We start from the raw sequence: 25,797 nt of genomic DNA on the forward strand, positions 1-25,797 counted from the left end.
CGTCTGCTTTGCATTCAGCGCCATGTTGATTAATCAGCTTAAATTGCCGACACCGATTGCGCTCACTCAGTGCTATCAAGTACACTATTGACACCCAGATCCGGCACAAACAACACACATGAAAGAAGCAAATCGCGACACCACACACTTTGGTTATCAAACAGTAGCGACGCAGGAAAAGGCCTCTATGGTGGCTGACGTTTTCCACTCCGTGGCTGCAAAGTATGATGTGATGAATGACTTGATGTCATTTGGGATCCATCGCCTCTGGAAACGCCAGACCATCGCATGCTCCGGTGTTCGACAGGGTCACAAAGTACTGGATCTGGCCGGTGGGACCGGTGATCTGACCGCCAAATTCAGCGAGTTGGTGGGTGAATCTGGCCAGGTGATCCTGGGCGATATCAACGACTCTATGCTGCGGGTTGGCCGTGACAAGCTGCGCGATTTGGGTCGGGTTGGCAATATTGAGTATGTCCAGATGAACGCTGAAGCGCTGCCTTTCCCGGACAACAGTCTGGACGTGATCACCATCGCCTTTGGCTTGCGTAACGTCACAGATAAAGACAAAGCACTCCGTTCTATGTACCGGGTGTTGAAGCCAGGCGGCCGTTTACTGGTCCTGGAGTTTTCAAAAACAGACAACGAGGCGCTGTCTAAACTCTATGACTTTTACTCGTTTAACATACTACCAACCATGGGCAAACTGGTTGCTAACGACAGTGAATCCTATCGTTACCTGGCGGAGTCAATTCGTATGCACCCGGATCAGGAAACGCTTAAGTTGATGATGGAAGAAGCCGGTTTTGAGCAGGCAAGCTACCAGAATCTTACTGGCGGTATCGTAGCACTTCACCGAGGCTTTAAATTCTAACTCCGGGAACAAAGGAAACTGTATGTGGATCACGCTGCTCACAGCCGTTGCTGAAAGTGCACTGACACAGCTGCTGAACAAAGAACCAACCCTGGCCGTTCAGCTGGCCCCCACGCAGCATAAGACGTTGGCGATCACCTTAACCGACCTGAGTTTATGCTGTGCACTGCACTATGTCGGTGAACAGCAAGGTAAAGCGCGCTGTTTCGTGTACGGTAACTATCAGGACCAGGCCGACTGCCACATCACTACAACTCTGTCAACGCTCGGGGAAATCTCCGATCCCAGTCAGTTAACACGCCTTATTCGAGAGGAAAAGCTGGATCTGGAAGGTGATTTGCAGCTGGCGCAAAGTTACAGTAAAGCCTTTGCTGGCCTGGATATCGACTGGGCAGAGCACCTCTCGACCCACCTTGGCGACGCCCCGGCCCAGCTGCTGGTCGGGCAATGCAAAAAGGCCACTCAACGTGGTGCCGGCCAACTCAACACACTGCAACGGACCGTCACACAATTGTGCCAGGACGAACTAAAAGTCGCCGTTCACCCTCTGGAAGTCCGCCAATTTAAAATCCATACGCGACAGCTGGCACAACAACTGGCGGCACTGGAACAACGTATCAACGCGTTAAGCGAATTATAAGGAGCTGGATTTGTCCATCGCTCGTCTGTATCAAATCGGTAAAACGTTTCTTAATTATGGCCTGGACGACCTGCTACCCAGGCAAAAGCAACCCTGGTATGCCCGGGCGGTAAGACGTAGTTTATTCTGGCTACCCAATCAACATCGCGACAAACCGCTCGGTGCGCGCCTCAGACTGGCGCTGCAAACATTGGGACCGGTGTGGGTCAAATTTGGCCAGATGCTCTCTACACGCCGCGACTTGCTTCCACCCGATATTGCCGAAGAGCTGGCCCTGTTGCAGGACAAAGTCGCGCCATTTCCCGGCGACCAAGCGCAGGCACTAATAGAAAAGGCACTGGGACTGGACAGCATAGACGATAGTTTTGTCGAATTTGAACAAACACCATTGGCCTCAGCCTCTATTGCCCAGGTCCATTGCGCCAAACTGCTTGTCGACGACCAACTCAAAGAGGTGGTGGTCAAAGTCATTCGACCCAATATCGAAAAACAAATCCTGGCCGATTTGTCTTTGATGGAACGCTTTGCCCACCTGCTGGCCAGCCTGATAAGCGCCGGACGTCGCCTGCGCCCGGTCGAAGTGGTCAGGGAATATCGTAAAACCCTGCTTGATGAACTCGACCTGATGCGTGAAGCGGCCAATGCCATCCAGCTCAGACGCAACTTTGAGGGCTCGGCGTCTCTCTATATCCCAGAAGTTTACAGTGATTATTCGAGACGCAATGTACTGGTCATGGAGCGTATTTACGGTATCCCCGTATCGGATACGGAAGCTCTCCTGGCGCAGGGCACCAATATGAAAGTGCTGGCTGAACGCGGTGTCGAAGTGTTTTTTACCCAGGTTTTTCGCGACAGTTTTTTCCATGCCGACATGCATCCGGGCAATATTTTTGTGTCACGTGAAAACCCTCACAACCCCCAGTATATTGGTATTGACTGCGGTATTGTTGGCACTTTGAATCGTGAAGACAAACGCTACCTGGCGGAAAACTTCATTGCCTTTTTCAACCGTGACTATCGCCAGGTCGCCCAGTTGCACGTCGACTCTGGCTGGGTGCCAGCAGATACTTGTGTTGAGGAATTCGAGTTTGCCATTCGTACGGTTTGCGAACCAATTTTTAACAAGCCACTGGCCGAAATTTCGTTCGGCCATGTACTGGTCAATCTATTCAACACCGCACGACGCTTCAATATGGAAGTGCAGCCACAGTTGGTATTACTGCAAAAAACCCTGTTATATGTAGAAGGCCTGGGCCGACAGCTATACCCGCAGTTAGATCTCTGGAAAACCGCTAAGCCTTTTTTAGAAAAGTGGGTACAGGATCAGGTAGGGCCGCTGGCTGTGGCAAAGAAACTCTATACCAATTTGCCTTTTTGGGCTGAGAAAATGCCTGAGCTACCCGATCTTATCTATCAGAATTTGAAACGCAGCCAACGCCAGACCATATCCGTTACGCAACAAAGTCCTGCAGACACACGTGCCCTGCTACTTGGTATTGCCTCAGCTGCGTTCACAATTGTGGCCGGGTTATGCTTTATTGACGAGCGCCAGCTGGCCAGCAGCGTCTGCGCGGCACTGGCAATTGCAATATTTATCAAAGCATGGCGTAAAACAGGGTGATATTTTACACACTCGGCGTATAATCTTTCTTAATTCAATAACACATAAAGTGGAGTCGACATGGGTTTTGGTGGTATCAGTATTTGGCAGTTGCTTATCATTCTGGCCATTATCGTGCTGTTGTTCGGAACAAAAAAGCTACGCGGCATTGGCAGTGATTTAGGCAATGCGGTAAAGGGCTTTAAAAACGCAGTGTCTGAAGACGAAGAAGAAAAAAAGTCGGACAAAGCGGATAGCAAAGAGCAGCTGACCGATCAGGCTGCACAAGCTAAAACAGCTGGCGAAAAAGAAAAAGACAAGGTGTGATCTGACATGGGGATGTGGGAACTCGTCGTGGTGTTGATCGTGGGGTTAGTTGTGCTCGGGCCGGAACGCCTGCCAGTTGCTATCAGAACGGTCAGCCGTTGGATCAACACGGTCAAATCTGTTGCTAACTCCGTCAAAGCGGAAGTCAGTGAAGAGCTGAGAGTACACGAGTTGCATAGCAACCTGAAAAAAGCCGAAGAACAAGGTCTGGATAATATTTCTCCGGCACTTAAGCAATCGGTAGAAGAGTTGCAGCGCGCGGCAGAATCGGTGCGCCATAGCTACAGTAAGTCCCCAGATACGTCGAAAAACGACAAAGATCCGTCCTCTCAAAACTAACCGTTTACGAGTTATTGCATGTCAGATATGACAAACAGTGGCTTCATTGGCCACCTTATTGAGCTTAGAAACCGTCTGATCAAGGCGCTGCTAAGTATTCTGATCATCTTTGTTTCTTTGGTCTATTTTGCCAATGATATCTACGCGTTTGTGGCAGCCCCGCTGGTTGAGAGCCTGCCGGCAAACAGCACTATGATAGCCACGGATGTCACGGCCCCCTTCTTTGCCCCGTTTAAGCTGACTCTTTTTGTGGCACTGTTTTTGGCGGTGCCGATGATCCTGCATCAAATCTGGGGATTCCTGGCACCGGGTTTGTATCAGCACGAAAAACGCATGCTGATGCCCATTCTGCTGTCCAGTATACTGCTGTTTTACGCCGGAATTGCCTTTTGTTATTTTGTCGTCATGCCCATCATACTCGGCTTTTTCACTGCCGTGGGCCCAGATATGATGACCCTTTCGCCGGATATCAGCAGTTATCTGGGCTTTATTTTAAAGTTGTTTTTTGCCTTTGGTGTCGCGTTTGAAATACCGGTTGCCATTATGTTGCTGTGCTGGAGTGGTGTCACCACCACCGAAAGCCTGGCACAAAAACGCCCCTACATCATAGTCGGTGTGTTTGTGGTCGCCATGTTTTTAACCCCACCGGATGTGTTATCACAAACTCTGCTGGCGGTACCCATGGCACTGCTGTTTGAAGTGGGCTTACTGTTAGCCAGACTGTACAGCAAAAAGCCAGTTGCTGAGGAAGAGCCCCATGAATAACCCTTTACTCGTGCTGATCGGCACGCTTGTTTTGAGCTCGATATTTGGCGCACAGCCGGCCCAGGCAAAAAGTAAACTTGTCCACAAGTTACAGATGTGCAGCCAGCAACAAAACGACGCCCAACGCCTGAGTTGCTACGACACGCTGGCAGCTGACTATGCCAGTAAGCAGCACAGGACGCGTTCTCAGGCCCCCATATCTCCCCCGGAGTCGTTTGGCCTGGAGCACAAAAAAGAGCAAGATCAGGTCATTAGCGCGACCGTGTCCGAAGTCAGTAAATCCGCCAACGGACAGCGCCGCTTTACACTCGATAATCAACAGCGCTGGCAACAGATAGGCACCCACGCTTTTTTTGCTAAAAAAGGGGACACAGTGATCATTCGCCGTGGTTCATTCAACTCTTTCATCATGCTAAAAGAGGGCTCAAACCGCTCTGTTAAAGTGCGCAGGGTGGACTAGATGACGACTTTTATTGATGCCGGAGTCAACCTGACCAGTACCCAATTTGACACCGACCGCGCAGCTGTCCTGGCACGTGCTACTGACCAGGGCGTTGAGTCTATGCTGCTGATTGGTTGTGACTTACTCACCAGTGAACAGAGCCTGGCGCTGGCACAACAATATGACTTGCATGCCACCGCAGGCGTTCACCCTCATGACGCAAAAGACGTGCCGGATGATTTCATCGCTCAGCTGCGCAGCCTGGCGACCCAGGACCATGTGGTTGCCATTGGTGAATGCGGGCTTGACTTTAATCGTGACTATTCACCACGCCCGGTACAGCAACTGATCTGTGGCGTTCAGCTGGAGCTGGCGCAAACACTCGATATGCCAGTGTATCTACATGAACGTGAGGCCTTTGATACGCTCAGTGCCATGCTGGATGAATTTTCCCTGCGTGGTGTTTTACATTGCTTTACTGGTGATAGGCGCGCTCTACGTCACTATCTGGATTATGGCCTTATGATTGGCCTGACGGGCTGGTTGTGCGATGAGCGTCGGGGTGAAACCTTACGGGAGCTGGTACGCTATATTCCCCAGGATCGGATCCTGCTGGAAACCGATGCGCCCTTTTTGCTGCCCAGAACACTCACGCCCAAGCCTAAGTCTCGTCGTAATGAACCTGCTTATTTGCCAGAAATAGCGCATCATGTCGCTGCGCTTAAAGGCCTTTCCCTGACACAGCTGGCCCAACAAACCAGCGAGAACTTCAGCGCACTATTCTTAGCCTCAGGGAAAATAGGCTAATGCTGTGGCGCTGGATGCTGCTATTGCTGTGCTTATCCGGTGCTGCTCAGGCACTGGAGGTATCCGCTGAATTTAAGCAGCATCAGTCATTGTATTACCAATACACTTTCAGCCAGGCTGACACCATCCAGGCGTTGCTGGCAGGTAACCCGCAGTGGCAATCAGGCCAGCGTCAGGCGTTAAAGCCGCCCGCAAATACCCAAGCCTGGATCCGCGTTTCACTGCATAACCCGGGACCGATTGAGGTACCACTGCTACTCAGTATTGATAACAACTTGCTGGACAAGATCACCGCCTATATTCGCCATGATGACGCCTCCTTTTTGACCCTCGCACTGGGTGACGCGTTGCCGCTGATGCAGCGTCCGATAAAGCATGAAGCTCAGCTGATCCCACTGGAACTGCCAGCCCACAGCCACAGTCAGGTCTATTTGCAACTGAGCCATCACGGCACGCTGAACGCACCATTGAGTCTCTGGCACCCAATCGAGTACCTCAAATATAAGAGTAAATTTAATCTGATCTATGGGATTCTGGCCGGGTTTATTCTGGCCATGATCGCCATTAATTTTACCTTGTACAGTTTTACCCGCCGACGGTACTTTTTACATGGCACGCTCATTATTAGCCTCTTCTGGCTGCTTATAGTGCATCTGTACGGCTTTGGTTATCGTTATCTGTATGGTGGAAGCGTGTGGTTACAACAATATGGACAAAGCCTGCTGGTGATGAGTTCAACGCTGGCCCTGATCCCCATTCAACGCAGTAAAGCGCTGCCCAATCTGCTGCCAGCAAAATATAACCGTAAGCTCACGCAGCTGCTGATGCTGGGCCTGACTCTGACCCTACTCAGTCCGCTGTTGCCGTTAACGCAGGCAACCTTTGCGGCCTACAGCATGGCAATAACCCTGGTGCTGGGTTACATCGTCTGCACACTACGTAGTCGCTATCGCCGCACAACTAAGATCACCGCTCTGCTGATCTATATCATCATGCTGGTGACGCTCAGCTATCAGTTTGGCTTTGAACTGGGCATATTTGGGGGTGCTCAACTGGACCGTCCGGTGACTTACGTCTGCTATCTGATCCTGAGCCTCTATCTCAGTTTTGTATTGACCCGACAGTTCATCCTTGAGCGCGAAAAGCACATTAAAACACAACAGCATAAGCTCGCGCGGACCCAGGCGGAAGACGCCCTGCTGAAAGAAAAGCTCAAGCTTCAGGAACAGGCGCAGCAGGAGCTTGAGAACAGCATTGATGAGCGGACCTTTGAACTTCAGGTCACGCTCAGGGAGCTTGAAGAGAAAAACCATGAGCTGGAAAAACTCAACATGGAAGACCCGATGACCAAAGTGAAAAATCGCCGGTACTTTGATAAACGTCTGATGATGGAAGTACGCCGCTCACGCAGGGAGCAAACCACCCTGAGTCTGATCATGCTGGACATCGACTTCTTCAAAAAAGTAAACGATAACTATGGCCATTTGGCCGGAGATCACACCATTTGTGCCTTCGCTCGGCTGATAGAGCAACACCTGAAAAGACCCCATGATGAAGTATTTCGTTATGGTGGCGAAGAGTTTGTGATCCTGCTTCCAAATACCTCAGAGGAAGGCGCGCTGGAGCTGGCCGAGCAGATCCGCCAGGCGACCGAAGCACATAAACTGAAAGTAGCCGGTCATCACATTAAATTTACGACCAGCGCGGGGGTTTATAGTGCCATCGCCCAGGACACCAGCAATCCCACTCTATTTACCGATTTGGCTGATAAAGGCTTGTACATGGCCAAACAACAAGGCCGTAATCGCATCTGTATTTACCAACCTAAGCAGGAGACTTAACGTGGCTCAGTCAGGACTGGATCTTTTTCCTTATACGCGTATGCGCCGTATGCGCAAAGACGACTTTTCCCGCCGTATGATGTGTGAGAACACACTGACGGTGAACGATCTGATCTATCCGGTATTTGTGCTGGAGGGCAAGAACCGCAAAGAAGCCATTCCTTCCATGCCAGGCATTGAACGTTTGTCCATCGATCTACTGGTAGAAGAAGCCAAAGAACTGGTGGCACTGGGCGTACCCGCCATAGCCATTTTTCCGGTTACTCCGGCCGACAAAAAATCCTTGCACGCTGAAGAAGCCTATAACCCGGAAGGGCTGGCTCAACGCACAGTACGCGCCCTGAAAAGTGAATGCCCGGAGCTGGGCGTGATCACAGACGTCGCACTGGACCCGTTCACCACCCATGGTCAGGATGGCATCATAGATGAAGCTGGCTACGTCATCAACGATATCACCACTGAGGTGCTGATGAAGCAGGCCTTGTCGCACGCCGACGCAGGTGCCGATATCGTTGCCCCCTCAGATATGATGGATGGGCGTATTGGTGCTATCCGTGATGCACTTGAAGAAGCCGGACACATTCATACTCGTATCATGGCCTATTCTGCCAAATATGCCTCCAGCTACTATGGCCCATTCCGTGATGCGGTCGGTTCAGCGGGGAACCTCAAAGGCGCAGATAAGAAAACTTACCAGATGGATCCGGCCAATTCAGATGAGGCCTTACGCGAAGTCGCACTGGACTTGCAAGAAGGCGCTGATATGGTGATGGTTAAACCCGGGATGCCCTACCTGGATGTGGTACGCCGCGTCAAAGATGAGTTCGGTGTACCAACTTTTGCCTATCAGGTTAGTGGTGAATACGCCATGCATAAAGCCGCCATTGACAATGGCTGGCTAGCAGAACAGCCGACCATTATGGAGTCATTACTCGCTTTTAAACGTGCTGGCGCCGATGGCATTTTGACCTACTTTGCGAAGCAAGCCGCTATCTGGTTGAATGATAAATAAATAATTGGCAATTATTAAAAAAGGAGCAATAAATTGCTCCTTTTTTACATTTTTCTGATTAACATTGTGTCATTTTTGTGTAACATACCCCCCGTAAGCTTATGTACCCATTTGGGTTTAAACTACACACGGGAAAAACCATGATAAAAACAAAATTCACTCCACTGGCGCTCCTTGTGGCCGCCGCAACCGCGCCTGTGCAGGCGCAGGTCATCATGTCTGAGTACATTGAAGGTAGCTCAAATAACAAAGCCGTCGAGCTCTTCAATACTTCGGAAAACGCAATATCGCTGGATGGCTACACGCTAAGCTACTACTCCAATGGTGGCACCGATCCATCCAATACCATAGAGCTAAGCGGTGAAATCGCAGCAGGCGGTACGTATGTCATCGCAAACAGCAGCGCAGTTGATACCGTATTAAGCGCCGCGCAACTGGCGACAGGCGGCAGCTGGTACAATGGTGACGATGCAATTGTACTGCGTAATGGCGATACGGTACTGGACAGCTTTGGTCAGGTTGGTTTTGACCCGGGCAGCAGCTGGGAAAACAATGGCGTTGCAACAAAAGACAAAACACTGCGTCGCAACCTGGACGTCACGAGCGGCCGTACAGCCTTTGACGCAGCCTTTGACCCGAGCGCTGAGTGGACCCAATTCGACAAAGACGATTTCTCAGGCCTGGGCAGCCACAGTGGCGACACCGGTGGTGGTGACGATGGCGGTGATGATGGCGACAAGCCAGAACCTCTCGTGTGTGGTGAAGCAGCGACAGCCATCAACGCAATTCAGGGCAGCACCGATGAGAGCCCGCTGAAAGACCAACTCGTGACGATTGAAGCGGTTGTCACTGCGGACCTGCAAGCTGACGACCAGCTTAAGGGCTTTTTTGTTCAGTCGCTGACAGCGGATATGGACGCAGACAGCATGACTTCAGAAGGTCTGTTTGTATACTACCAAGATGTCGATGTAAAAGTCGGTGATCAGGTTCGCGTTCAGGGTACTGTTCAGGAATTCTACAACGCGACTCAATTAGGTAATGTCACTCAGCTTGAAATTTGTGGCACTGCCGATGTTCAGGCGCAAATGCTGACTCTGCCAGTCAGTGAAGTCAGCGATCTGGAGGCCGTAGAAGGCATGCTGGTTAGCCTGTCAAATGAAATGGTGGTCGCAGACACCTACAACCTGGGTCGCTATGGTGAAGTAGGCCTGGCAACCGAGCGCCTGTATCAGGGCACGCAACTGGCGATGCCAGGCGATAAAGCCAATGAACTGGAAGCAGAAAACGAGAAAAAATTCCTGCTAATGGATGATGGTTCAACTGTTCAGAACCCGGACGTCATCCCTTATCCAAGCACAGGTCTGGATGCCTATAAAACCATCCGCCTGGGCGACACAGTCACCAACCTGGAAGGGGTCATTGCATATAGCTTTGGCAAGTACCGCCTGAACCCAACTACAGCACCCACTTTCAATAACACCAATGAGCGTACAGAAGCGCCTGAGCTCAAAGGTGAAGGTGATCTGCGCATCGCCAGCTTCAACGTACTTAACTACTTCAATGGCGATGGTCAGGGCAACGGCTTCCCAACCCCTCGTGGTGCAGACACTGCAGAAGAACTGGAGCGCCAGGAAGCGAAGCTTGTGTCTGCCATCACAGCACTGGATGCCGACGTGATAGGCCTCATGGAGCTTGAGAATGACGGATTTGGTGAACACAGCGCGATTGCCGATCTGGTCAACGCCATCAATGCAGAATCTGAGTACACCTATGCTTACGTCGACTTCAATGCCGACAAAATCGGTACTGACGATATCACTACAGGCATTATCTATCGTACTGACACAGTGGAAGAGGCCGGTACGGCCAGCTTTACGACCGTTGCGCCATTTGACTACAGCAACCGCCCTCCAACAGCTCAGAGCTTCCGAAAGCTGGACAACAACGAAGAGTTTACCGTTGCCGTTGCACACCTGAAATCGAAAGGCTGTGGCAGTGCAGACGGCGATAATGCAGATCAGGGCGATGGTCAGGGCTGCTGGAATGTTATTCGTACTCAAGGAGCAACTGCATTTGCGCAGTGGCTGGCAACCAACCCAACGGGCAACGAAGATGAAGACGTGATCCTGGTTGGTGATATGAACGCCTATGCAATGGAAGATCCAATGCGTGCCTTTGCAGATAAAGGTCTGAGCAATGTGATGACGCACCTGGATGGCAATACGAAAAGTTATTCTTACAACTTTTCTGGTCGCCTGGGTAGCCTGGACCATGCTGTAGCCTCTGCTCCGTTGCTTGCGAAAGTGACCGATGCAACAGACTGGCACATCAACGCGGATGAGCCGCGTATGTTGGATTACAACACAGAGTACCGCACTGACGCACAAATTGCAGAGCTCTATGCAAACCACGCCTATCGTGCCTCAGATCACGACCCTGTGATTGTAGAAATCAAAACAGTTGCTGCCGAACCGCCCGTTGATCCACGCCCAGTGATTGAAGCCGGTCAGCACTTTGAGGTAGAAGAAAATACCCCGATCAACACCGCAATTGGCACACTAAAATTCTCAGATGCCGATGCAGATGTCACACCGGTTGAGCGTTTCATTGTGACTGGCACCCGTGCCATCACCATCAATGAAGTGGGTCAGGTTGTGGTCGCCAGTGAATTGGATTACGAGTTCGATAACCGAATCGAGTTTATGGTTCAGGCACAAGACAGTGCAGGTAACCTGTCAGAACAAGTTCAGGTGATCGTCAACGTGAAGGACGTCAAACAAGGCGATGACAACGATGGTGACGATGATGACTCAGGCAGCTTTGGCTGGTTAGCCCTGTTTGCAGCGCCACTGGCACTGCTGCGTCGTCGCACAAAATAAGTGTGAATGTGATGGCTTAAGTATGTATAAGTGCTTAAGCCATAGCCGCTTTAAATAAAATAAAAAAATGCGCCTTACGGCGCATTTTTGTTTGCTCTCAGTTTTATATCCGTTCACCAGGTGAATGGATATGCCATCAGGCTTTTGCGTGATGGCTTTTTTCTGATATTGGCACCGATAACACCTGTGCGGCTCTGCTTAACTCAGCATCATCAATAGACCAATACGGAAAGGACAATCTTCGGTTATTCTTAAGAACAACTTTCAAACATTGCAATGGACCCAGCTTTTGTAGTTCCAGTGACGCTATTTCGTCTGCATGCACATACTGTGTTTTCACCCATGTGCGGTAACAAATTCCTGCTTTATCAATATGTACAAACCGCTTGTCAGTGAGTGTCATTAGCACAATCAAGCCAACACTCGCCAGCGACAGAACCATCAGTGATGAGGCAACACTATTCAGGGCCACTAAGTTCATCATCACATAACACAACGAAATACCACACACTGTGGCCAAGACGGCAAACCAGCTGATATCCAAATCTATGGTTCTCATGAGTACCTCCCAATTTTACTCAATGTTTAGCGGAATCGACTGACTCCGGGCTCTAATGATAAAGTTGCAAAGTCCCTAAATCAAGTCCGTTTATGTAATTTTTAGCAATAGTTTCGCATACTGGCAGAGGAAAAATGACGACATGATTTTATTTATATTTTTACCTCAAATGGCACCGATAAACTGTATGGCTGTACAATCTGACCGAGGAATTCCAGCCATTAAAAAAGGCCGCAAATGCGGCCTTTTTTCAGAAATCGGTCAACTAATTACTTAGCTGCTTTTTTCTCTTTCTCAGCTGCGATCACTGCATCAGCAACGTTTGCCGGGCAAGGAGCATAGTGAGAGAATTCCATTGAGAACTGACCACGACCAGACGTGATAGTACGCAGGTGACCAATGTATCCAAACATTTCAGATAGCGGTACTTCACCCTTGATACGTACGCCAGTTGCGCCAGCTTCCTGGTCTTTGATCATACCACGACGACGGTTAAGGTCACCGATTACGTCACCAACGTTGTCTTCTGGTGTGAACACGTCAACCTTCATCACAGGCTCAAGAAGCTGAGGACCCGCTTTAGGGATTGACTGACGGAATGCACCTTTCGCTGCGATTTCGAACGCGATTGCAGATGAGTCAACTGCGTGGAAACCACCGTCGAACAGCTCAACTTCAACGTCTAGTACCGGGAAGCCAGCCAGAACACCTTCGTCCATCATCATCTTGAAGCCTTTCTCAACTGCTGGCCAGAATTCCTTAGGAACGTTACCACCAACAACTGAAGAAGAGAAAGTGTAGCCAGAGTTAGGCTCACCAGGCTTGATGCGGTAGTCGATCTTACCGAACTGACCAGAACCACCAGACTGCTTCTTGTGCGTGTAGCTGTCTTCAACTTCTTGCGTGATAGTTTCACGGTAAGCAACCTGAGGCTGACCAACGATTAGTTCAACACCGTAAGTACGCTTAAGGATGTCAACTTTGATGTCAAGGTGAAGCTCACCCATACCTTTCAGGATGGTTTCGCCTGAATCTTCGTCAGTTTCAACCTGGAATGACGGATCTTCTGCAACCATCTTACCGATCGCGATACCCATCTTCTCGTTACCACCTTTATCTTTAGGTGCAACCGCGATAGAGATTACCGGATCAGGGAAGATCATCGCTTCAAGAGTACATTCGTGCTTAGGATCACATAGAGTGTGACCAGTTTGAACGTTCTTCATGCCCACAACCGCGATGATGTCACCCGCTTGTGCTTCAGTCAGTTCGTTACGCTCGTCTGCCTGCATCTCAACCATACGGCCTATACGCTCTGTTTTACCAGTTGCAGAGTTAAGTACTGTGTCACCTTTTTTCATGCGACCAGAGTAGATACGGATAAAGGTCAGGGCGCCGAAACGGTCATCCATGATCTTAAACGCAAGCGCTTTAAGCGGCGCATCAGCATCTACAGTCGCTACTTCACCAGTAGGCTCACCAGTGTCTTTGTCAGTCAGAGGCTGAGGATCAACTTCTGTAGGCGCAGGCAGGTAATCTACAACCGCGTCTAGTACCAGCTGCATACCTTTGTTTTTGAACGCAGAACCACAGTAAGTTGGGAAAAACGCCAGATCACGAGTACCTTTACGGATACATGCTTTGATCTGCTCAAGAGAAGGCATTTCACCTTCCATGTACGCTTCCATCAGGTCGTCGTCTTGCTCAACCGCAGTTTCGATCAACATTTCATGGTATTCTTCAACTTTATCAACCATGTCTGCTGGCACGTCTTGGACTTCGTAGTTTTCAGGAAGACCAGTCTCGTCCCAAACGTACGCTTTCTTCTCAAGCACATCTACTACACCGCAGAACTCGTCTTCGATACCGATAGGCAGAGTCATAACCAGCGGGTTAGCAGCAAGTACTTTCTCAACCTGACCAACTACGCGGTAGAAGTCTGCACCCATACGGTCCAGCTTGTTCACGAAGATAACACGAGCAACTTCTGACTCGTTCGCGTAACGCCAGTTAGTTTCTGACTGAGGCTCAACACCGCCAGATCCACAGAATACACCGATACCACCGTCTAGTACTTTCAGTGAACGATATACTTCGACTGTGAAGTCAACGTGTCCAGGAGTATCGATAACGTTTAAACGGTGGCCTTTCCACTCACACGTTACCGCTGCTGATTGGATTGTAATACCACGCTCAGCTTCCTGCTCCATGAAGTCAGTAGTAGACTCACCGTCATGTACTTCACCCGTTTTGTGGATTTTACCAGTAAGCTTTAGAATACGCTCAGTGGTGGTAGTTTTACCCGCATCAACGTGCGCGAAAATACCAATGTTTCTGTATTTCGATAAATCTGCCATTGTTTTACTCTATTTAAAGTAGAAAAATTATTCGGCGGGAGTATATCACCTCTTTAGGCGAACATCATCCTTCACGTCGTCTAAAATGCAATCAATTTGAGAAAAAAATGGTTTATAGTGGAATGTATTTTGCTTATGCCAACTTTAGGGGGCGTAAAACGCCGTCAGATAAAGGTTGTCCCTCTTTTTGCAGGCCATGAAAGCCCGCTCCCCGGCCTGCTAGTTAGCAAATTCAGCAGGCCTGAACACCAAAAAAGGGGCGAACTTATGGCTTAGCCCCCCATACGCCGAGACAGGCTCTTCGGGCCGATTAAAACCAGATAAATAATCCGAGGATCAGCGCAACCCCCAATAAAGGCACACACACAGTGAGCACCGCCAGTGGCCAGTACGCGTCCTGATGTTTCTCTCCACAGATTGCCCGCACTGTGGTCACGACATAGCCATTGTGCGGCAAAGTATCCAGCGCGCCGGAGCTGATCGCCACAACCCGGTGAAGCTGGCTGGCGTCCACACCCAAATCCAGATAATGCGGTGCAACCAGGGGTAATGCGATGGCCTGCCCGCCCGACGCCGACCCCGTCAGTGCCGCAATCACACTCACCGCAATCGCAGCACCAAGCAGTTCGTTGCCGGGAATACTGGTCATCAAAGCAACGGCTTCATTAAATGCCGGTGTGCCTTTGGCGACCGCACCAAAGCCAACCACCGCAGCCGTATTGCCAATCGCCACCAGTGCCCCTGTGGTGCCTAAATTGACTGCCTGAGATAAATTATGAAAGTGCTTAAAATTAATCACTAAAATCGTCAGTACCCCACCCAGCAAGGCAACGATCAAGGCATTTTGCTGTAGTGTGCTGTGCAAGGTAAACGACAAAATCAGGACCACCAGCAAGGGCAGCAAGCCGGTGATAGGGTGTGGCAGGTTACGCTGGACTTGCTCAGGGTCATTATCGCGCGCCACAAAACACTCCCCATTGGCCACGGCCCGACGGATCATCGCGCTCAATAACAGATAGCCTAATCCCGCCATAAAAACAGCCACCACCAGACTTTCCTGCCAGGCAGCGTACGGCGAGGTACCGAGGTACTTGATCGGGATCCAATTCTGAATTTCAGGTGACCCCGCAGAAGTCATAGTAAAGGTCACAGAGCCAAATGCCAGTACGGCCGGAATAAAACGCCGGGGTAAATTGGCGTCCTTAAATAAGCTCAGTGCCATCGGGTAAACAGAAAAAGCGACAATAAACACACTGACGCCACCATAGGTCAGTAAAGCGCAGGCCAACACCACGGCTAACACGGCGTATTTCATGCCGATTTTGCCAATGACATAGTGGGCAATGGCATCCGCCGCTCCGCTGTCTTCCATAAATTTGCCAAACAGGGAGCCCAACAGAAACATTAAAAACCAGGCTTGCAAAAATCCCGCAAATCCGGCCATATAAAGAGACACAAAGGGTTGGCCTGTGGCGGCGTTAAAAATAGCAATATCGCTGGTCAGGGCGACGATTAATGCGCACAGGGGCGCTGCGATAAACAAGTTGACCCCGCGCAGGGTCAGGCCAATCAGCAGTGCCAACGCACCGATTAAGCCAAGCAGACTTAACATAAATATCCTGTTTATTTTTTGTTATTTAAGGTTAGTTATACGGCAATTTGGCACTGGGATCGAGCACCCATCATGGAATACATCTGACACACCCTGTCGGCGGTAAAATAATCAATAAGGAGTTTAACAATGTCTAAGCGCCACATCTTTCTCGGTACGATATTGGCACTCACGACCAGCGTTTCCATTCAGGCATCTGAACGCGCAACCTGGCTGTGGAAAAAAGGGGGCGACCCGCTGGGAGCTTCCTCTATGATCACCACACAACCTGAACAGCAGACCTTGATTGATTTACTGCAGCAGCAGAGTATCTCTGTTGTCTATGGCTCCTACGGACAGTATACACAAACGCAGTCTCAGGCCGTCGCACAGTGGAATCAAACACTTGCAACACAGGGGATTCAGTCACACTATCTGATGGCACAAAACACCTGGGTTTTCCCGCACAACCACGGCAAAATGCTGAGTAAGTTACAGGCACGTTTTATTGACTATCAGCACAATGCTGCGCCAGATGCAGAATTTACGGCGCTTCACCTGGATATTGAGCCCCATGCTCTGACTGAATGGAAGCAAGGCACGCCCCAGTCTCGTCAGGCATTGTTGTGGCAGCTTATTGATACACTTAAAGCAATCAGAGCGCAGCTGGATAATCAAGGGATGACACAGTTAAAGCTGTACGCCGATATGCCCACCTGGTATGACAGCTCAGCCAAAATTGACTGGCCAGATCAGGGCACCGCCTTTTTTGCGGCGCTGAGTGAGGTGTTAGATGGTATTTCAATTATGGCCTACGAGCGGGATAACAGTGCTTCTATATTAAATGCGACCGTTACTGAGCGTGCACTGGCCTCACCCACATTTTCGGTAAGACTGGGCGTGGACGTCAGTGAAACCTGGGAAAACCCGACACATTTACACCAGGTCATTGATGAGCTGGAAGCCGCGCAGCAGCGCGTCGATATTCACGATGCCACCGACTACTATTACTGGCTACAGACACATTGAGGCACATTTTGACAGGGTAGAACATCCGCTTTGTCTGAAACGCCGACCGCATCTCGTGGCATCGCCCGCTCCAGATCACGGACCACTTGCCTTTGAAAACGTGAGTCATCGCATTGCTGCTCCTTGCATTGTGTCCATAAGCGCAAACGTACAGCTTGCCCTGAACGTGGTACAGGCGATGCCTCCAGATAAATTGTGTGACCCTGAGAGTCGAATGAAAGTAACTGGGCGTCTAAATCGAAAGAGCCCAGAGCATACACAGGCAGGCTAAGCGCGGCTACGGCTGCAACCGGCAAAAAACAGGGGGTCATCATAAATTCCTTTTAGCAATTCAGGCAAAGCCAGATTAACACCCGCCTGTTTACAGTATAGATACACTCCATGTATATATTCATAAAATAATACCGCGATACTATACACAAGCTCCCTAAAATATAAATGAGAACTATTTTCAAAAACCTATTGACAGGCACCCAGATCTAATTGATAATCAATCTCAACAAAGTGACGTGACGGTTCATTTTGTTACTCTAATTGTTTCTCGACCCTGAAACGCGTGTTGCGCACGATAACAGCACTGGTTGTTAATGAGTTACATTGACGCCCCTTGGTGTAACTCAACAACCGCTTTGTATTTTACTTGCTACATTGCTCATATCGGTGACGGTAGATATGATCCCAAAAAGCCCTCCTCAGGGCTTTTTTCATTTCTGCACCGGGATGAACTCCCTCCAGACTGGCCCTGGCGGCTGCGATGCAGTTACACCATCACCCAGAACGTGTATATAAACCGCAACAGCAACTCAACTCACTACGCCACATCATCCGATTTGCAAGATGAGGAGAAAACTAAATGAGAATTGTTTTCAAAAATAATTTGACAGGAACACAGATCTAATTGATAATCAATCTCAACAAAGCGAGATTGACGGCTCACTTTGTGGCAGTACGTAATTTGTTTCTCGACCCTGAAACACGTGATGCGCACGTAAACAGCTCTGGTTGCAGGTGTTCAGCACTAACGCCCCTTAGTACACAATACAGGCAACCAACTTACTATTTTACTTGCTACATTGCTCATATCGGTGACGGTAGATATGAACACAAAAAGCCCTGCTCGGGGCTTTTTTTATGCCTGAAATTCAATACCAGTTTCACTTAACACCTGCTCAATTTGAAGGAGCAAATTGGCATAACCGCCAAACAATCGATCCATACAAAAATGTAAATGAGAATTAATTTCAAATTGGTGTTGACACATAATGAAATCTAACTGATAATCATTATCAACAAAGCGGGATTGACGGCTCACTTTGTTTTAGTACTTAATTTGTTTCTCGACTCAGAAGTACGTGTTGCTTACGCACAAAGCTCTGGTTGCAGGTGAAAAACATTAACGCCCCTTAATGTGGCTCACAGGCAACCAACTCACATTTTACTTGCTACATTGCTCATATCGGTGACGGTAGATATGAAATCAAAAAGCCCTGCCCCGGGCTTTTTTTATGTCTGATTTTTAAACCCAACAAAACTTAACGACGATTTTTACGCGCTCGGGCACGGCGCTGACGTTTTTCTTCTTCCTTGGCCGCTTTCTTCGCTTCTGCCGCCAGGCGCAGCTGAGCCACCATTTCCTCTTCCTCATCGCGCATCTGCGGTGTTTCCATGGTAATACGACCAATCACGGCATCGCGTAGCTCATTGATCAGGATCTCCGACATTTTATGGGTATCTACCTGATTACCGCCGCGAATACAGCCACGCTTACGCCCGGCCATTTCAATAAAGGTCCAGTCACAGTCGGGCAGCTCATCAATTTTATAGCGTGCCTGTAACAGCTTAGGATACGCCTGCAACAGGTACTCGGCGGTGTAACTGGCCACCTCTTCATAATTGATAGCGGTATCACGAATAGCACCCGTCGCGGCCAAACGATAGCCCGAATTTTCGTTTTCTACTTTGGGCCATAACATGCCCGGTGTATCGTACAGCATTATGCCGTCTTCGAGCTTAATGCGCTGCTGGGCCTTAGTCACCGCCGGTTCATTGCCCGTTTTCGCGACGATACGCCCGGCCAGAATATTGATCAGTGTCGATTTGCCAACATTGGGAATGCCCATGATCATGGCTTTAAGCTGCTTATCCTGACCGACCTTTTGCGGTGCCAGCTTTTTACACAACGCATTGATCCGTTGTACTTCATTGCCTTTGTCATGACCAAACGCCAGAGTTTTCACCCCGTCTTCACGCTCAAAATACGCCATCCAGGCCTGGGTCAGTTCGGGGTCGGCCAGATCGGCTTTGTTGAGAATTTTGATGACCGGCTTATCACCGCGCAGCTGTGCCACCATGGGGTTTTCACTGCTATAAGGAATACGGGCGTCCAGTACTTCAATAATCACATCCATCTGCGGCATGATCTCTTTGATCTCATTGCGCGCCTTGTTCATATGTCCGGGAAACCACTGGATACCTGTTCTGCTCATCGTTTTCTACCTTATTAAATCTGGCTGTGTCTGATTCATCGACCAGGGCACACACTATCTACTTTACCCGGCCATACGACACATGAATAACGCATAGTGTACTATAAACGTGGATATTGAGGGATCAAAGATACAGCCTCACTTTCCCCGCACAAACTATGCATTTACCGATATAATGACATTTTTGCTTAATTGGACAGGCAATGGCACTCAAATCAACTATTTTAAAGGCCAACCTCTCGCTCAGCGATATGGACCGTCATGTATATCAGGACATCAGTGTCACACTGGCACAACACCCGTCAGAAAATGCCCAACGCGTGATGGTGCGGCTACTGGCGTTTGCGCTGGAATACCAGGATGGGCTCAGTTTCAGTAAAGGGTTGTGCGTCGAAGATGAGCCGGATATCTGGCTGAAAAATTACAGTGACGAAATCGAGCTGTGGCTCAGTGTTGGCTTACCAGAAGAAAAATGGCTGAAAAAAGCCAGCAATCGGGCCAAACAAGTGGTACTTTATACCTATGGTGAGAACAATCAGGGCCCCTGGTGGCAAAAGCACCAAAATACACTGCGCCAGTATAGTAACCTCAGGATCATCAGCCTGCCTTATAGCGCCACCAGCGTAATGGCTGAGATGTTGACCCGTACCATGGCACTGACAGTCACAGTACAGGACGGCGAAATTTGGTTCAGTGATGAACAACACAGCGTGCATCTGATCCCAGAAAGACTGCAGGGGTAAGCTCACCCGGATGCACAAGAGGTAAACACAATGGCAGTAACCAGAATCGTCGTATTACATGGATTATATATGTCAGGGTTTGTCATGCGCCCGCTGTGCGAGCGTCTGGAAAAACTCGGCTTTGAGATCCTCAATCTCAGCTACAACACGCTAACACCCGACAGGCAAGCTATCTTTGAGCAGATTGATGCGTTTGTTGCGGGCCAGGATGCCGCGCTGGTCTGTCACTCCATGGGCGGTCTGGTGGCCCGGGATTACCTTACTCACAATTCAGAGGCCAGCACTGCCATCCACAAAGTGATCACCCTGGGCACACCACATAAAGGCAGCTACATTGCCAAACATATGCATGAGCATGGCTTCGATATGCTGCTCAAAAACAGTGTGGAGTATCTGCTCAGCCAGCGGCAAAACTGGCCGTTTAAAGCCAAGCTGTATAGCATTGCCGGAGATCTGCCGATTGGTCTGATGCCACTATTAAAAAAGGGTAGCCGCTCGGATGGTACTGTGCTGCTGGATGAAACCACACTACAGGGTATGGCCGAGCACAAGATCTTTCGCCTCAGCCATACGACCTTAATTTATTCTCGTGCTGTACTCGATTACATCGTCGAGGTGCTCAAACGCGATCAGTGATCGCCTTTCGCTGCTATTTTATACGCAACCACCGCGATGATGCCCACAATCAGCGGAATCGGTGCAGCAATATAACCAAATGCATCTGAGTTCGCATAACTGGCCCCTGCCAGATGACCAACCAGACCAACGACAAAGGTCAATAATGCAATCACGACAACGGCGATTTCAGATTTATGTTGAGAAGGGGTTTTACCTTGCATGATACGCTCCTTGGGTGCTGCACCGTTTTTGTGCTCTGACACGCCTAAATAAAAACCTAACTAAATGGCTCAGATGTCTGCTTCAGCGAACCTCAAATGAAACCAGCTCTCTGTGCCTGTTAGACTCATTATGCGCGTCTAAATCGCGGAAATTTTGACCTAAATCAAAGAGCCAGAGCAGCGAAAAAGCAACCCATTTGCCATTTGAGGTAGATCAACTTCGTGTGCGTTGTTATCGCTGTGTTCGTCAAAGTGGCAAACTTTAAGCATTATTAAGTGGGGATTAAGCCGCTGTTGTGTAAGATTTTTTCTCATAGTGTGTCGCGGTCAGTAAAGCAGCGCCTTCAATTCTGTCGATACCTGCAATCGACTTTTCCCATTTGGCATCTGCCGCCTTTTTAGTCACACTAATAATCAATCAGACGCACCGCAGACGCGTCTTCTTTTTAACCACAGTACAGGAGTAAACGATGAGCAACAGCATTGGATTAGACAGTCAGAAAAGTCAGGCATTGGTAAGCAACCTCAATACCCTGTTAAGTAGTTACCAAATCCAATACATGAACGCCCGCAGTGTTCACTGGAACATCAAAGGCCGTAACTTCTTCGAGTTACACGTTAAATTTGAAGAAATATACAACCAGCTATTACTTCAGGTCGATGAAATCGCAGAGCGTATTTTGACCATTGAAGGTATCCCTTTACATGCCTTCAGCGATTATCTGGCGCACAGTAAAATCAATGAAGCGAAAGGGATCAGTGATGGTCAGGAAGCCGTAAAGAGCTTACTGGATGGCTTTACCACGTTAATCAAAATGCAGCGCGACATTCTGGAACAAGCCGGCGATGCCAGCGATGAAGGAACGGCAGCCATGATGAGCGACTACATCAAAGAGCAGGAAAAGCTGGTGTGGATGCTTAAAGCTTACCTGGCATAGTCACCTCAGGTGGAGGGCACTTCCTCCACCTCAAAGATGCTGATCAGCTGAGCCACGAAGTAGCATCTCGATAATGGGGATGCTGAACCAGATATGCATCGGCATCAAGATAAAACAGCACTTTCACTGGTTGCATCTGCCACAACTGCGTCAAAAGCTGGCGAGACAGCGTATTCACACCAATAAAATCAATTTCCTGATAACCCCGCTGGGCCACATCTGCAAAGTACGCCTGCAATGCAGCCAGACTGTCTGCAGTTACCAGTTCACACTGAGTCAGATTAATCACTACGCGCTGCAGTGCCCCGGCAGGATGAGGCGCGATCTCACTCAGCGCCTGTTGCTCAAATGCCTGAACCCCTTCACGATTAAATGCGCCAATCAAGTTGACAAAAATCACGGGCGGCACAATGTCGATTTGCCATTTTCCATGTGCAGCAAACATGTCTGCTCTCCCACCTGTTATGTCACCTGAGTCATCAGGCCCTGGCACATCGGTTGATCGCGTTCAACAGGCTATTACGCGTATATCAAGGCTCAAGCAAGCCAATGAAAAAGGCCATTTCCAGTGCCTTTTCATGCAGGCTCTTAAAGCGGCCCGACGCGCCTCCGTGCCCGGCGTCCATATCGGTTTTAAACAACAACAAGTTGTTGTCTGTTTTTAACTCACGCAGTTTGGCCACCCACTTCATGGGCTCCCAATACTGCACCTGAGAATCATGCAATCCGGTTGTTACCAGAATATGAGGATAGTCTCCCGCACGCAGATTGTCATAGGGAGAATACGCCAATATGGTGTGATAATCCGCCTCTTTATTGGGGTTTCCCCACTCGTCGTATTCATTGGTGGTCAGCGGGATACTCTCATCCAGCATAGTCGTGAGCACATCCAAAAAAGGCACATGGCAACCAATGCCACGATATAGTTCGGGTGCCTGATTCACAACGGCTCCCATCAGCAGACCACCGGCACTGCCACCAGATGCGAAGATCTTATCCGCTGCACCATAGCCTTGCTCAACCAAAGCACGGGTGACGTCTTCAAAGTCGTTAAAGCTGTTTTGCTTGTGTGCTTTTTTGCCGTGCTCATACCAGTGACGTCCGAGCATTTCAGAGCCCCGGATATGGGCAATGACATAGACAAAACCCCGGTCAAGCAAGCTCAGCGTGTTGCTGGAGAAGTTCGGATCTATGGTAATCCCATATGCACCATAGCCATATTGCAGGAGGGGATTGGTGCCATCTTTATTGAATTTGTCTTTGCGATAAACCAGTGACACAGGCACTTCAACGCCATCTCGCACACGAATATGCAAACGCTCAGAGCGATAGTGCTCCGAATTAAACTCGCCCAGCACGCGCTGTTGCTTCTTCAGCGTCTTTTTGCCCTCGGCCAGTGTAAAGTCATATATACTGGTTGGTGTCGTCAGACTTGAATAGTAAATTCGCACAGACTGGGCTTCGGGCTCAGGGTTATAGCCCAGCCCGGCATAAAAACAGGCGTCATCAAATTTCAGCTGATAGCTGTTCCCGACATAGTCGTGCACCACAAACCGGATCTGGCCGCGCACACGTTCCGTGACCACATAGTGGCTGTGGAACAACTCTATGCCTTCAAGCAGTATGTGTTCACGGTGTGCAATGAGCTCTTCCCATTGCTGTGGCTCAGCCAGCGTGTCTCTGGTGGCACGCAATAAGCGGAAGTTTTTCGCTTCCCGGTTTGACACCAGATAGTAATACTCACCCAGCTTATCCAGCCCGTATTCATGACCTGGTGTACGTGCCAGCAAAGGGGCAAATTCACCCAGAGGTGCATCGGCCGACAGCGCCAGAATGTCGGTGGTTTCGGTCGCAGCCAGATGAATATAAATCTCGCTTTCATCGCGACTCTTACCCAGACCCATATAAAACTGGCGATCCTGCTCCTCGTACACCAGCTGGTCGTCACTTTGTGGCGTACCCAAAATATGACGATAGACCTGATAACCCAGCAGAGTCTGCAAGTCTTTGCGCACATAGAACACGGTTTTATTGTCGTTGGCCCAGACCACTTCTCCTTCGGTTTCAGTCAGTACATCTGCCAACATCTCGCCACTTTGCAAGTCTTTAAAGCGCACCGTATAAATACGTCGGCCGTCCGTATCTTCGCTATAAGCCAGCAGATTGTCATTGGGGCTGATGGCTATATCGCCTAGTTCAAAGAATTCATAAGCCTGAGCCAGCTGGTTAACATCCAGCAGCAACTGCTTGTCACTCATAGCTTCGTCGCAGCCCCGAAAGTGACGCGAATACTCATCATCGCCACGGACTTCACTCATATACCAAAAACGCCCGTCCTTTACCGGCACCGTGCTGTCATCTTTGACAATGCGACCCTTCATTTCTTCAAACAACTGCGCCTGTAGCCCTTTATGCGCCGACATCATTGCCTCACAGTAGGCGTTCTCCGCGTGTAAATGGTCTAATACCCGGGCATTCTGACGCTTATCGTCACGCATCCAGTAATAGTTGTCTGTCCTTTGATGTTGGTGGTGTGTCATGGTGTGTGGCACTTTCTCAGCCACTGGCGGGGTCAGCGTTTTGGTCACTCACGTGTTCCTAATTTGTTAAAACCATTGTGACCCTAACATAGCAAATAAACCCCTGAGATGTCATTTAATTCACTGTGAGCCGCAGAGATTCTATCGGTAAAAGAAAAAGGCCAGCAAATGCTGGCCTCAAAATAGTGAAAGCGGTTTTATTTCATATAACTGCAAACCATTTGCAGCACCAGACCACCGCCTGTATTGGTATAGGCAGGAATACATTTATATTCAATGTCACCTAGCCACTCCCGGACACTTTGCTCTCTTTCCCAGTATTCTCGATTGTCTCCATGACCGGAGCCATCACCAACTGGCACCGACACGGCGAGTTTGCCATTATTTAAATCTCGGATCGTAATATCCGTTTGCGTATCACAGCCGTCTGACACAATTTTACACACCAGACTGGGAATTTTCTGAGACCCCTTGCGATACGTCGGAATGAAATAGGATTTGTTTTTGCCGTTCCTTTCAGCGCTTTGCTGCTTTAAGTAATCGGCAGCCCCAGAAACGACGGTAGTACCAGCTGCCTGCGCCATACTAGTCCAAAGCGTCTGGAAAATACCCGGGTGAGTGGGTTGTGGCTCTGGGCGGTACCCGCTTCCTCGGCGCTGAATATCCACATTACCCGCTTCTGATACCTCTTCCGATGGCTCGACACCCATAGGAGTACAACCCGAACCAGGCTGCTCACAGGGATCAAATGGCCTGAATACATATTTATAGAATTTTCTGTACTTCAGCGCAGCGACAAAATCATCCATCATACGTGCCTGAAACGAATCTGACGTACAGCGGGCGGGATTACGGCCACACTCTGCGGAAAACACGATACGCTCAACAGGGGAATACTTATCTCGCCGCTGTAAATCCACCTTAATCTGAACATTCTGAGATTCAAAAAAGTACCCTCTATATTCGTGCTCCATGGGCATAGAAGGCTGTGATGCCAGTGCCGACAAAGATGAGAACACTGCCAGCAATGCCAGGCCAGACTTGAAAAGCGTTGATTTCATAACTATCTCCTTATTTAAAATCAACGCAAATGTAACACCAAAAAAAACAGCTGCTCAATAATAATTAACCAAAATAGAAACAAATTTATGGAGAGCCACTTAATCTATAGGCCAATATGCACGCATAA

The 25,797-nt window shown here is 49.3% G+C and carries 25 protein-coding genes; 15 read left to right on the forward strand and 10 right to left on the reverse strand.

All coding sequences use genetic code 11. From position 1 onward, the window contains the following. Positions 1-118 precede the first annotated feature (118 nt). The 11 genes from ubiE to MHN33_RS13865 all read left to right on the forward strand — a co-directional run bounded on the left by ubiE (position 119) and on the right by MHN33_RS13865 (position 11,526). Positions 119-874, forward strand: a complete 756-nt coding sequence (ubiE, locus tag MHN33_RS13815; protein WP_239398549.1) for a bifunctional demethylmenaquinone methyltransferase/2-methoxy-6-polyprenyl-1,4-benzoquinol methylase UbiE — start codon at positions 119-121, stop codon at positions 872-874. A 22-nt stretch (positions 875-896) separates the two neighbouring features. Beyond that, complete coding sequence (locus MHN33_RS13820) at positions 897-1,514, forward strand: SCP2 sterol-binding domain-containing protein (protein ID WP_239398550.1); 618 nt, start codon at positions 897-899, stop codon at positions 1,512-1,514. A 10-nt stretch (positions 1,515-1,524) separates the two neighbouring features. Beyond that, positions 1,525-3,135 (forward strand): ubiquinone biosynthesis regulatory protein kinase UbiB, encoded by a 1,611-nt coding sequence (gene ubiB / locus MHN33_RS13825; protein ID WP_239398551.1) that lies wholly within the window; start codon positions 1,525-1,527, stop codon positions 3,133-3,135. A gap of 60 nt (positions 3,136-3,195) precedes the next feature. Beyond that, on the forward strand, positions 3,196-3,441 hold the full coding sequence (gene tatA, locus MHN33_RS13830) for a Sec-independent protein translocase subunit TatA (RefSeq protein WP_239398552.1): 246 nt from the start codon (positions 3,196-3,198) through the stop codon (positions 3,439-3,441). Positions 3,442-3,447: 6 nt separating this feature from the next. Next, positions 3,448-3,780 carry a Sec-independent protein translocase protein TatB gene (gene tatB, locus MHN33_RS13835; protein WP_239398553.1) on the forward strand — a complete coding sequence of 111 codons (333 nt, stop codon included), beginning with the start codon at positions 3,448-3,450 and terminating at the stop codon, positions 3,778-3,780. Between the two features lie 18 nt (positions 3,781-3,798). Continuing rightward, positions 3,799-4,545 (forward strand): twin-arginine translocase subunit TatC, encoded by a 747-nt coding sequence (gene tatC, locus MHN33_RS13840; RefSeq protein ID WP_239398554.1) that lies wholly within the window; start codon positions 3,799-3,801, stop codon positions 4,543-4,545. Beyond that, positions 4,538-5,005 carry a hypothetical protein gene (locus MHN33_RS13845; RefSeq protein WP_239398555.1) on the forward strand — a complete coding sequence of 156 codons (468 nt, stop codon included), beginning with the start codon at positions 4,538-4,540 and terminating at the stop codon, positions 5,003-5,005. The genes tatC and MHN33_RS13845 overlap by 8 nt, the downstream gene beginning before the upstream one ends. Continuing rightward, positions 5,006-5,794, forward strand: coding sequence for a TatD family hydrolase (locus tag MHN33_RS13850; RefSeq protein WP_239398556.1), 789 nt, complete (start codon positions 5,006-5,008; stop codon positions 5,792-5,794). After that, entirely contained in the window at positions 5,794-7,635 is a 1,842-nt protein-coding gene (locus MHN33_RS13855) for a diguanylate cyclase (RefSeq protein WP_239398557.1), read from the forward strand. Before MHN33_RS13850 ends, MHN33_RS13855 begins: the two co-directional genes overlap by 1 nt. A gap of 1 nt (position 7,636) precedes the next feature. Further along, entirely contained in the window at positions 7,637-8,647 is a 1,011-nt protein-coding gene (gene hemB, locus MHN33_RS13860; protein ID WP_239398558.1) for a porphobilinogen synthase, read from the forward strand. A 140-nt stretch (positions 8,648-8,787) separates the two neighbouring features. After that, positions 8,788-11,526, forward strand: coding sequence for an ExeM/NucH family extracellular endonuclease (locus MHN33_RS13865; RefSeq protein WP_239398559.1), 2,739 nt, complete (start codon positions 8,788-8,790; stop codon positions 11,524-11,526). A 136-nt stretch (positions 11,527-11,662) separates the two neighbouring features. Here the strand turns inward: MHN33_RS13865 and MHN33_RS13870 are convergent, their stop codons facing one another. From MHN33_RS13870 to MHN33_RS13880, 3 genes are all read right to left on the reverse strand, one after another. After that, complete coding sequence (locus MHN33_RS13870; protein ID WP_239398560.1) at positions 11,663-12,085, reverse strand: hypothetical protein; 423 nt, start codon at positions 12,083-12,085, stop codon at positions 11,663-11,665. Positions 12,086-12,354: 269 nt separating this feature from the next. Beyond that, entirely contained in the window at positions 12,355-14,442 is a 2,088-nt protein-coding gene (fusA, locus tag MHN33_RS13875) for an elongation factor G (protein ID WP_239398561.1), read from the reverse strand. Positions 14,443-14,752: 310 nt separating this feature from the next. Beyond that, on the reverse strand, positions 14,753-16,054 hold the full coding sequence (locus MHN33_RS13880; RefSeq protein WP_239398562.1) for a GntP family permease: 1,302 nt from the start codon (positions 16,052-16,054) through the stop codon (positions 14,753-14,755). Between the two features lie 129 nt (positions 16,055-16,183). Between MHN33_RS13880 and MHN33_RS13885 the strand changes: the two genes are divergently transcribed. Beyond that, entirely contained in the window at positions 16,184-17,062 is an 879-nt protein-coding gene (locus MHN33_RS13885) for a hypothetical protein (protein ID WP_239398563.1), read from the forward strand. Here the strand turns inward: MHN33_RS13885 and MHN33_RS13890 are convergent. Beyond that, positions 17,041-17,376: a hypothetical protein gene (locus MHN33_RS13890; protein WP_239398564.1), complete on the reverse strand. Its 336-nt coding sequence runs from the start codon at positions 17,374-17,376 to the stop codon at positions 17,041-17,043. The two genes, MHN33_RS13885 and MHN33_RS13890, sit on opposite strands and share 22 nt — an antisense overlap. A 1,218-nt stretch (positions 17,377-18,594) precedes the next feature. Next, positions 18,595-19,548, reverse strand: a complete 954-nt coding sequence (ylqF, locus tag MHN33_RS13895; RefSeq protein ID WP_239398565.1) for a ribosome biogenesis GTPase YlqF — start codon at positions 19,546-19,548, stop codon at positions 18,595-18,597. A gap of 203 nt (positions 19,549-19,751) precedes the next feature. On the opposite strand from ylqF, the gene MHN33_RS13900 reads away from it, so the two are divergent. Together MHN33_RS13900 and MHN33_RS13905 are read left to right on the forward strand one after the other, a co-directional pair. Beyond that, on the forward strand, positions 19,752-20,291 hold the full coding sequence (locus MHN33_RS13900) for a YaeQ family protein (protein ID WP_239398566.1): 540 nt from the start codon (positions 19,752-19,754) through the stop codon (positions 20,289-20,291). Positions 20,292-20,321: 30 nt separating this feature from the next. Then, positions 20,322-20,927 (forward strand): alpha/beta hydrolase, encoded by a 606-nt coding sequence (locus MHN33_RS13905; RefSeq protein WP_239398568.1) that lies wholly within the window; start codon positions 20,322-20,324, stop codon positions 20,925-20,927. On the opposite strand, the gene MHN33_RS13910 is transcribed toward MHN33_RS13905, so the two are convergent. Together MHN33_RS13910 and MHN33_RS23875 are read right to left on the reverse strand one after the other, a co-directional pair. Continuing rightward, on the reverse strand, positions 20,921-21,130 hold the full coding sequence (locus MHN33_RS13910; RefSeq protein ID WP_239398570.1) for a hypothetical protein: 210 nt from the start codon (positions 21,128-21,130) through the stop codon (positions 20,921-20,923). The genes MHN33_RS13905 and MHN33_RS13910 overlap by 7 nt on opposite strands. A gap of 283 nt (positions 21,131-21,413) precedes the next feature. Then, on the reverse strand, positions 21,414-21,536 hold the full coding sequence (locus MHN33_RS23875; RefSeq protein WP_275442817.1) for a hypothetical protein: 123 nt from the start codon (positions 21,534-21,536) through the stop codon (positions 21,414-21,416). A gap of 64 nt (positions 21,537-21,600) precedes the next feature. On the opposite strand from MHN33_RS23875, the gene MHN33_RS13915 reads away from it, so the two are divergent. Next, entirely contained in the window at positions 21,601-22,068 is a 468-nt protein-coding gene (locus tag MHN33_RS13915) for a Dps family protein (RefSeq protein WP_239398572.1), read from the forward strand. A gap of 43 nt (positions 22,069-22,111) precedes the next feature. Here MHN33_RS13915 and MHN33_RS13920 read toward each other — a convergent pair whose 3' ends face one another. The 3 genes from MHN33_RS13920 to MHN33_RS13930 form a co-directional block, all read right to left on the reverse strand. Then, positions 22,112-22,513 (reverse strand): hypothetical protein, encoded by a 402-nt coding sequence (locus tag MHN33_RS13920; protein ID WP_239398574.1) that lies wholly within the window; start codon positions 22,511-22,513, stop codon positions 22,112-22,114. An 85-nt stretch (positions 22,514-22,598) separates the two neighbouring features. Further along, positions 22,599-24,656 carry a S9 family peptidase gene (locus tag MHN33_RS13925; protein WP_343224844.1) on the reverse strand — a complete coding sequence of 686 codons (2,058 nt, stop codon included), beginning with the start codon at positions 24,654-24,656 and terminating at the stop codon, positions 22,599-22,601. Positions 24,657-24,805: 149 nt separating this feature from the next. Next, positions 24,806-25,669, reverse strand: a complete 864-nt coding sequence (locus MHN33_RS13930) for a hypothetical protein (protein WP_239398576.1) — start codon at positions 25,667-25,669, stop codon at positions 24,806-24,808. Positions 25,670-25,797: the final 128 nt, after the last annotated feature.

The sequence above is a fragment of the Pseudoalteromonas sp. OOF1S-7 genome (assembly GCF_022347765.1).
Classification (GTDB): domain Bacteria; phylum Pseudomonadota; class Gammaproteobacteria; order Enterobacterales; family Alteromonadaceae; genus Pseudoalteromonas.

Bases quoted from the DNA above. Each gene is read 5' to 3' on its own strand.
- tatA (WP_239398552.1), top strand. From the start codon at position 3,196: ATGGGTTTTGGTGGTATCAGTATTTGGCAGTTGCTTATCATTCTGGCC.
- ylqF (WP_239398565.1), bottom strand. From the start codon at position 19,548: ATGAGCAGAACAGGTATCCAGTGGTTTCCCGGACATATGAACAAGGCG.
- MHN33_RS13880 (WP_239398562.1), bottom strand. From the start codon at position 16,054: ATGTTAAGTCTGCTTGGCTTAATCGGTGCGTTGGCACTGCTGATTGGC.
- ubiE (WP_239398549.1), top strand. From the start codon at position 119: ATGAAAGAAGCAAATCGCGACACCACACACTTTGGTTATCAAACAGTA.
- MHN33_RS13905 (WP_239398568.1), top strand. From the start codon at position 20,322: ATGGCAGTAACCAGAATCGTCGTATTACATGGATTATATATGTCAGGG.
- MHN33_RS13845 (WP_239398555.1), top strand. From the start codon at position 4,538: ATGAATAACCCTTTACTCGTGCTGATCGGCACGCTTGTTTTGAGCTCG.
- MHN33_RS13900 (WP_239398566.1), top strand. From the start codon at position 19,752: ATGGCACTCAAATCAACTATTTTAAAGGCCAACCTCTCGCTCAGCGAT.
- MHN33_RS13920 (WP_239398574.1), bottom strand. From the start codon at position 22,513: ATGTTTGCTGCACATGGAAAATGGCAAATCGACATTGTGCCGCCCGTG.
- MHN33_RS13820 (WP_239398550.1), top strand. From the start codon at position 897: ATGTGGATCACGCTGCTCACAGCCGTTGCTGAAAGTGCACTGACACAG.
- MHN33_RS13870 (WP_239398560.1), bottom strand. From the start codon at position 12,085: ATGAGAACCATAGATTTGGATATCAGCTGGTTTGCCGTCTTGGCCACA.
- MHN33_RS13850 (WP_239398556.1), top strand. From the start codon at position 5,006: ATGACGACTTTTATTGATGCCGGAGTCAACCTGACCAGTACCCAATTT.
- fusA (WP_239398561.1), bottom strand. From the start codon at position 14,442: ATGGCAGATTTATCGAAATACAGAAACATTGGTATTTTCGCGCACGTT.
- tatB (WP_239398553.1), top strand. From the start codon at position 3,448: ATGGGGATGTGGGAACTCGTCGTGGTGTTGATCGTGGGGTTAGTTGTG.
- MHN33_RS13890 (WP_239398564.1), bottom strand. From the start codon at position 17,376: ATGATGACCCCCTGTTTTTTGCCGGTTGCAGCCGTAGCCGCGCTTAGC.
- MHN33_RS13930 (WP_239398576.1), bottom strand. From the start codon at position 25,669: ATGAAATCAACGCTTTTCAAGTCTGGCCTGGCATTGCTGGCAGTGTTC.
- MHN33_RS13910 (WP_239398570.1), bottom strand. From the start codon at position 21,130: ATGCAAGGTAAAACCCCTTCTCAACATAAATCTGAAATCGCCGTTGTC.
- MHN33_RS13885 (WP_239398563.1), top strand. From the start codon at position 16,184: ATGTCTAAGCGCCACATCTTTCTCGGTACGATATTGGCACTCACGACC.
- MHN33_RS13865 (WP_239398559.1), top strand. From the start codon at position 8,788: ATGATAAAAACAAAATTCACTCCACTGGCGCTCCTTGTGGCCGCCGCA.
- MHN33_RS13915 (WP_239398572.1), top strand. From the start codon at position 21,601: ATGAGCAACAGCATTGGATTAGACAGTCAGAAAAGTCAGGCATTGGTA.
- MHN33_RS13855 (WP_239398557.1), top strand. From the start codon at position 5,794: ATGCTGTGGCGCTGGATGCTGCTATTGCTGTGCTTATCCGGTGCTGCT.
- tatC (WP_239398554.1), top strand. From the start codon at position 3,799: ATGTCAGATATGACAAACAGTGGCTTCATTGGCCACCTTATTGAGCTT.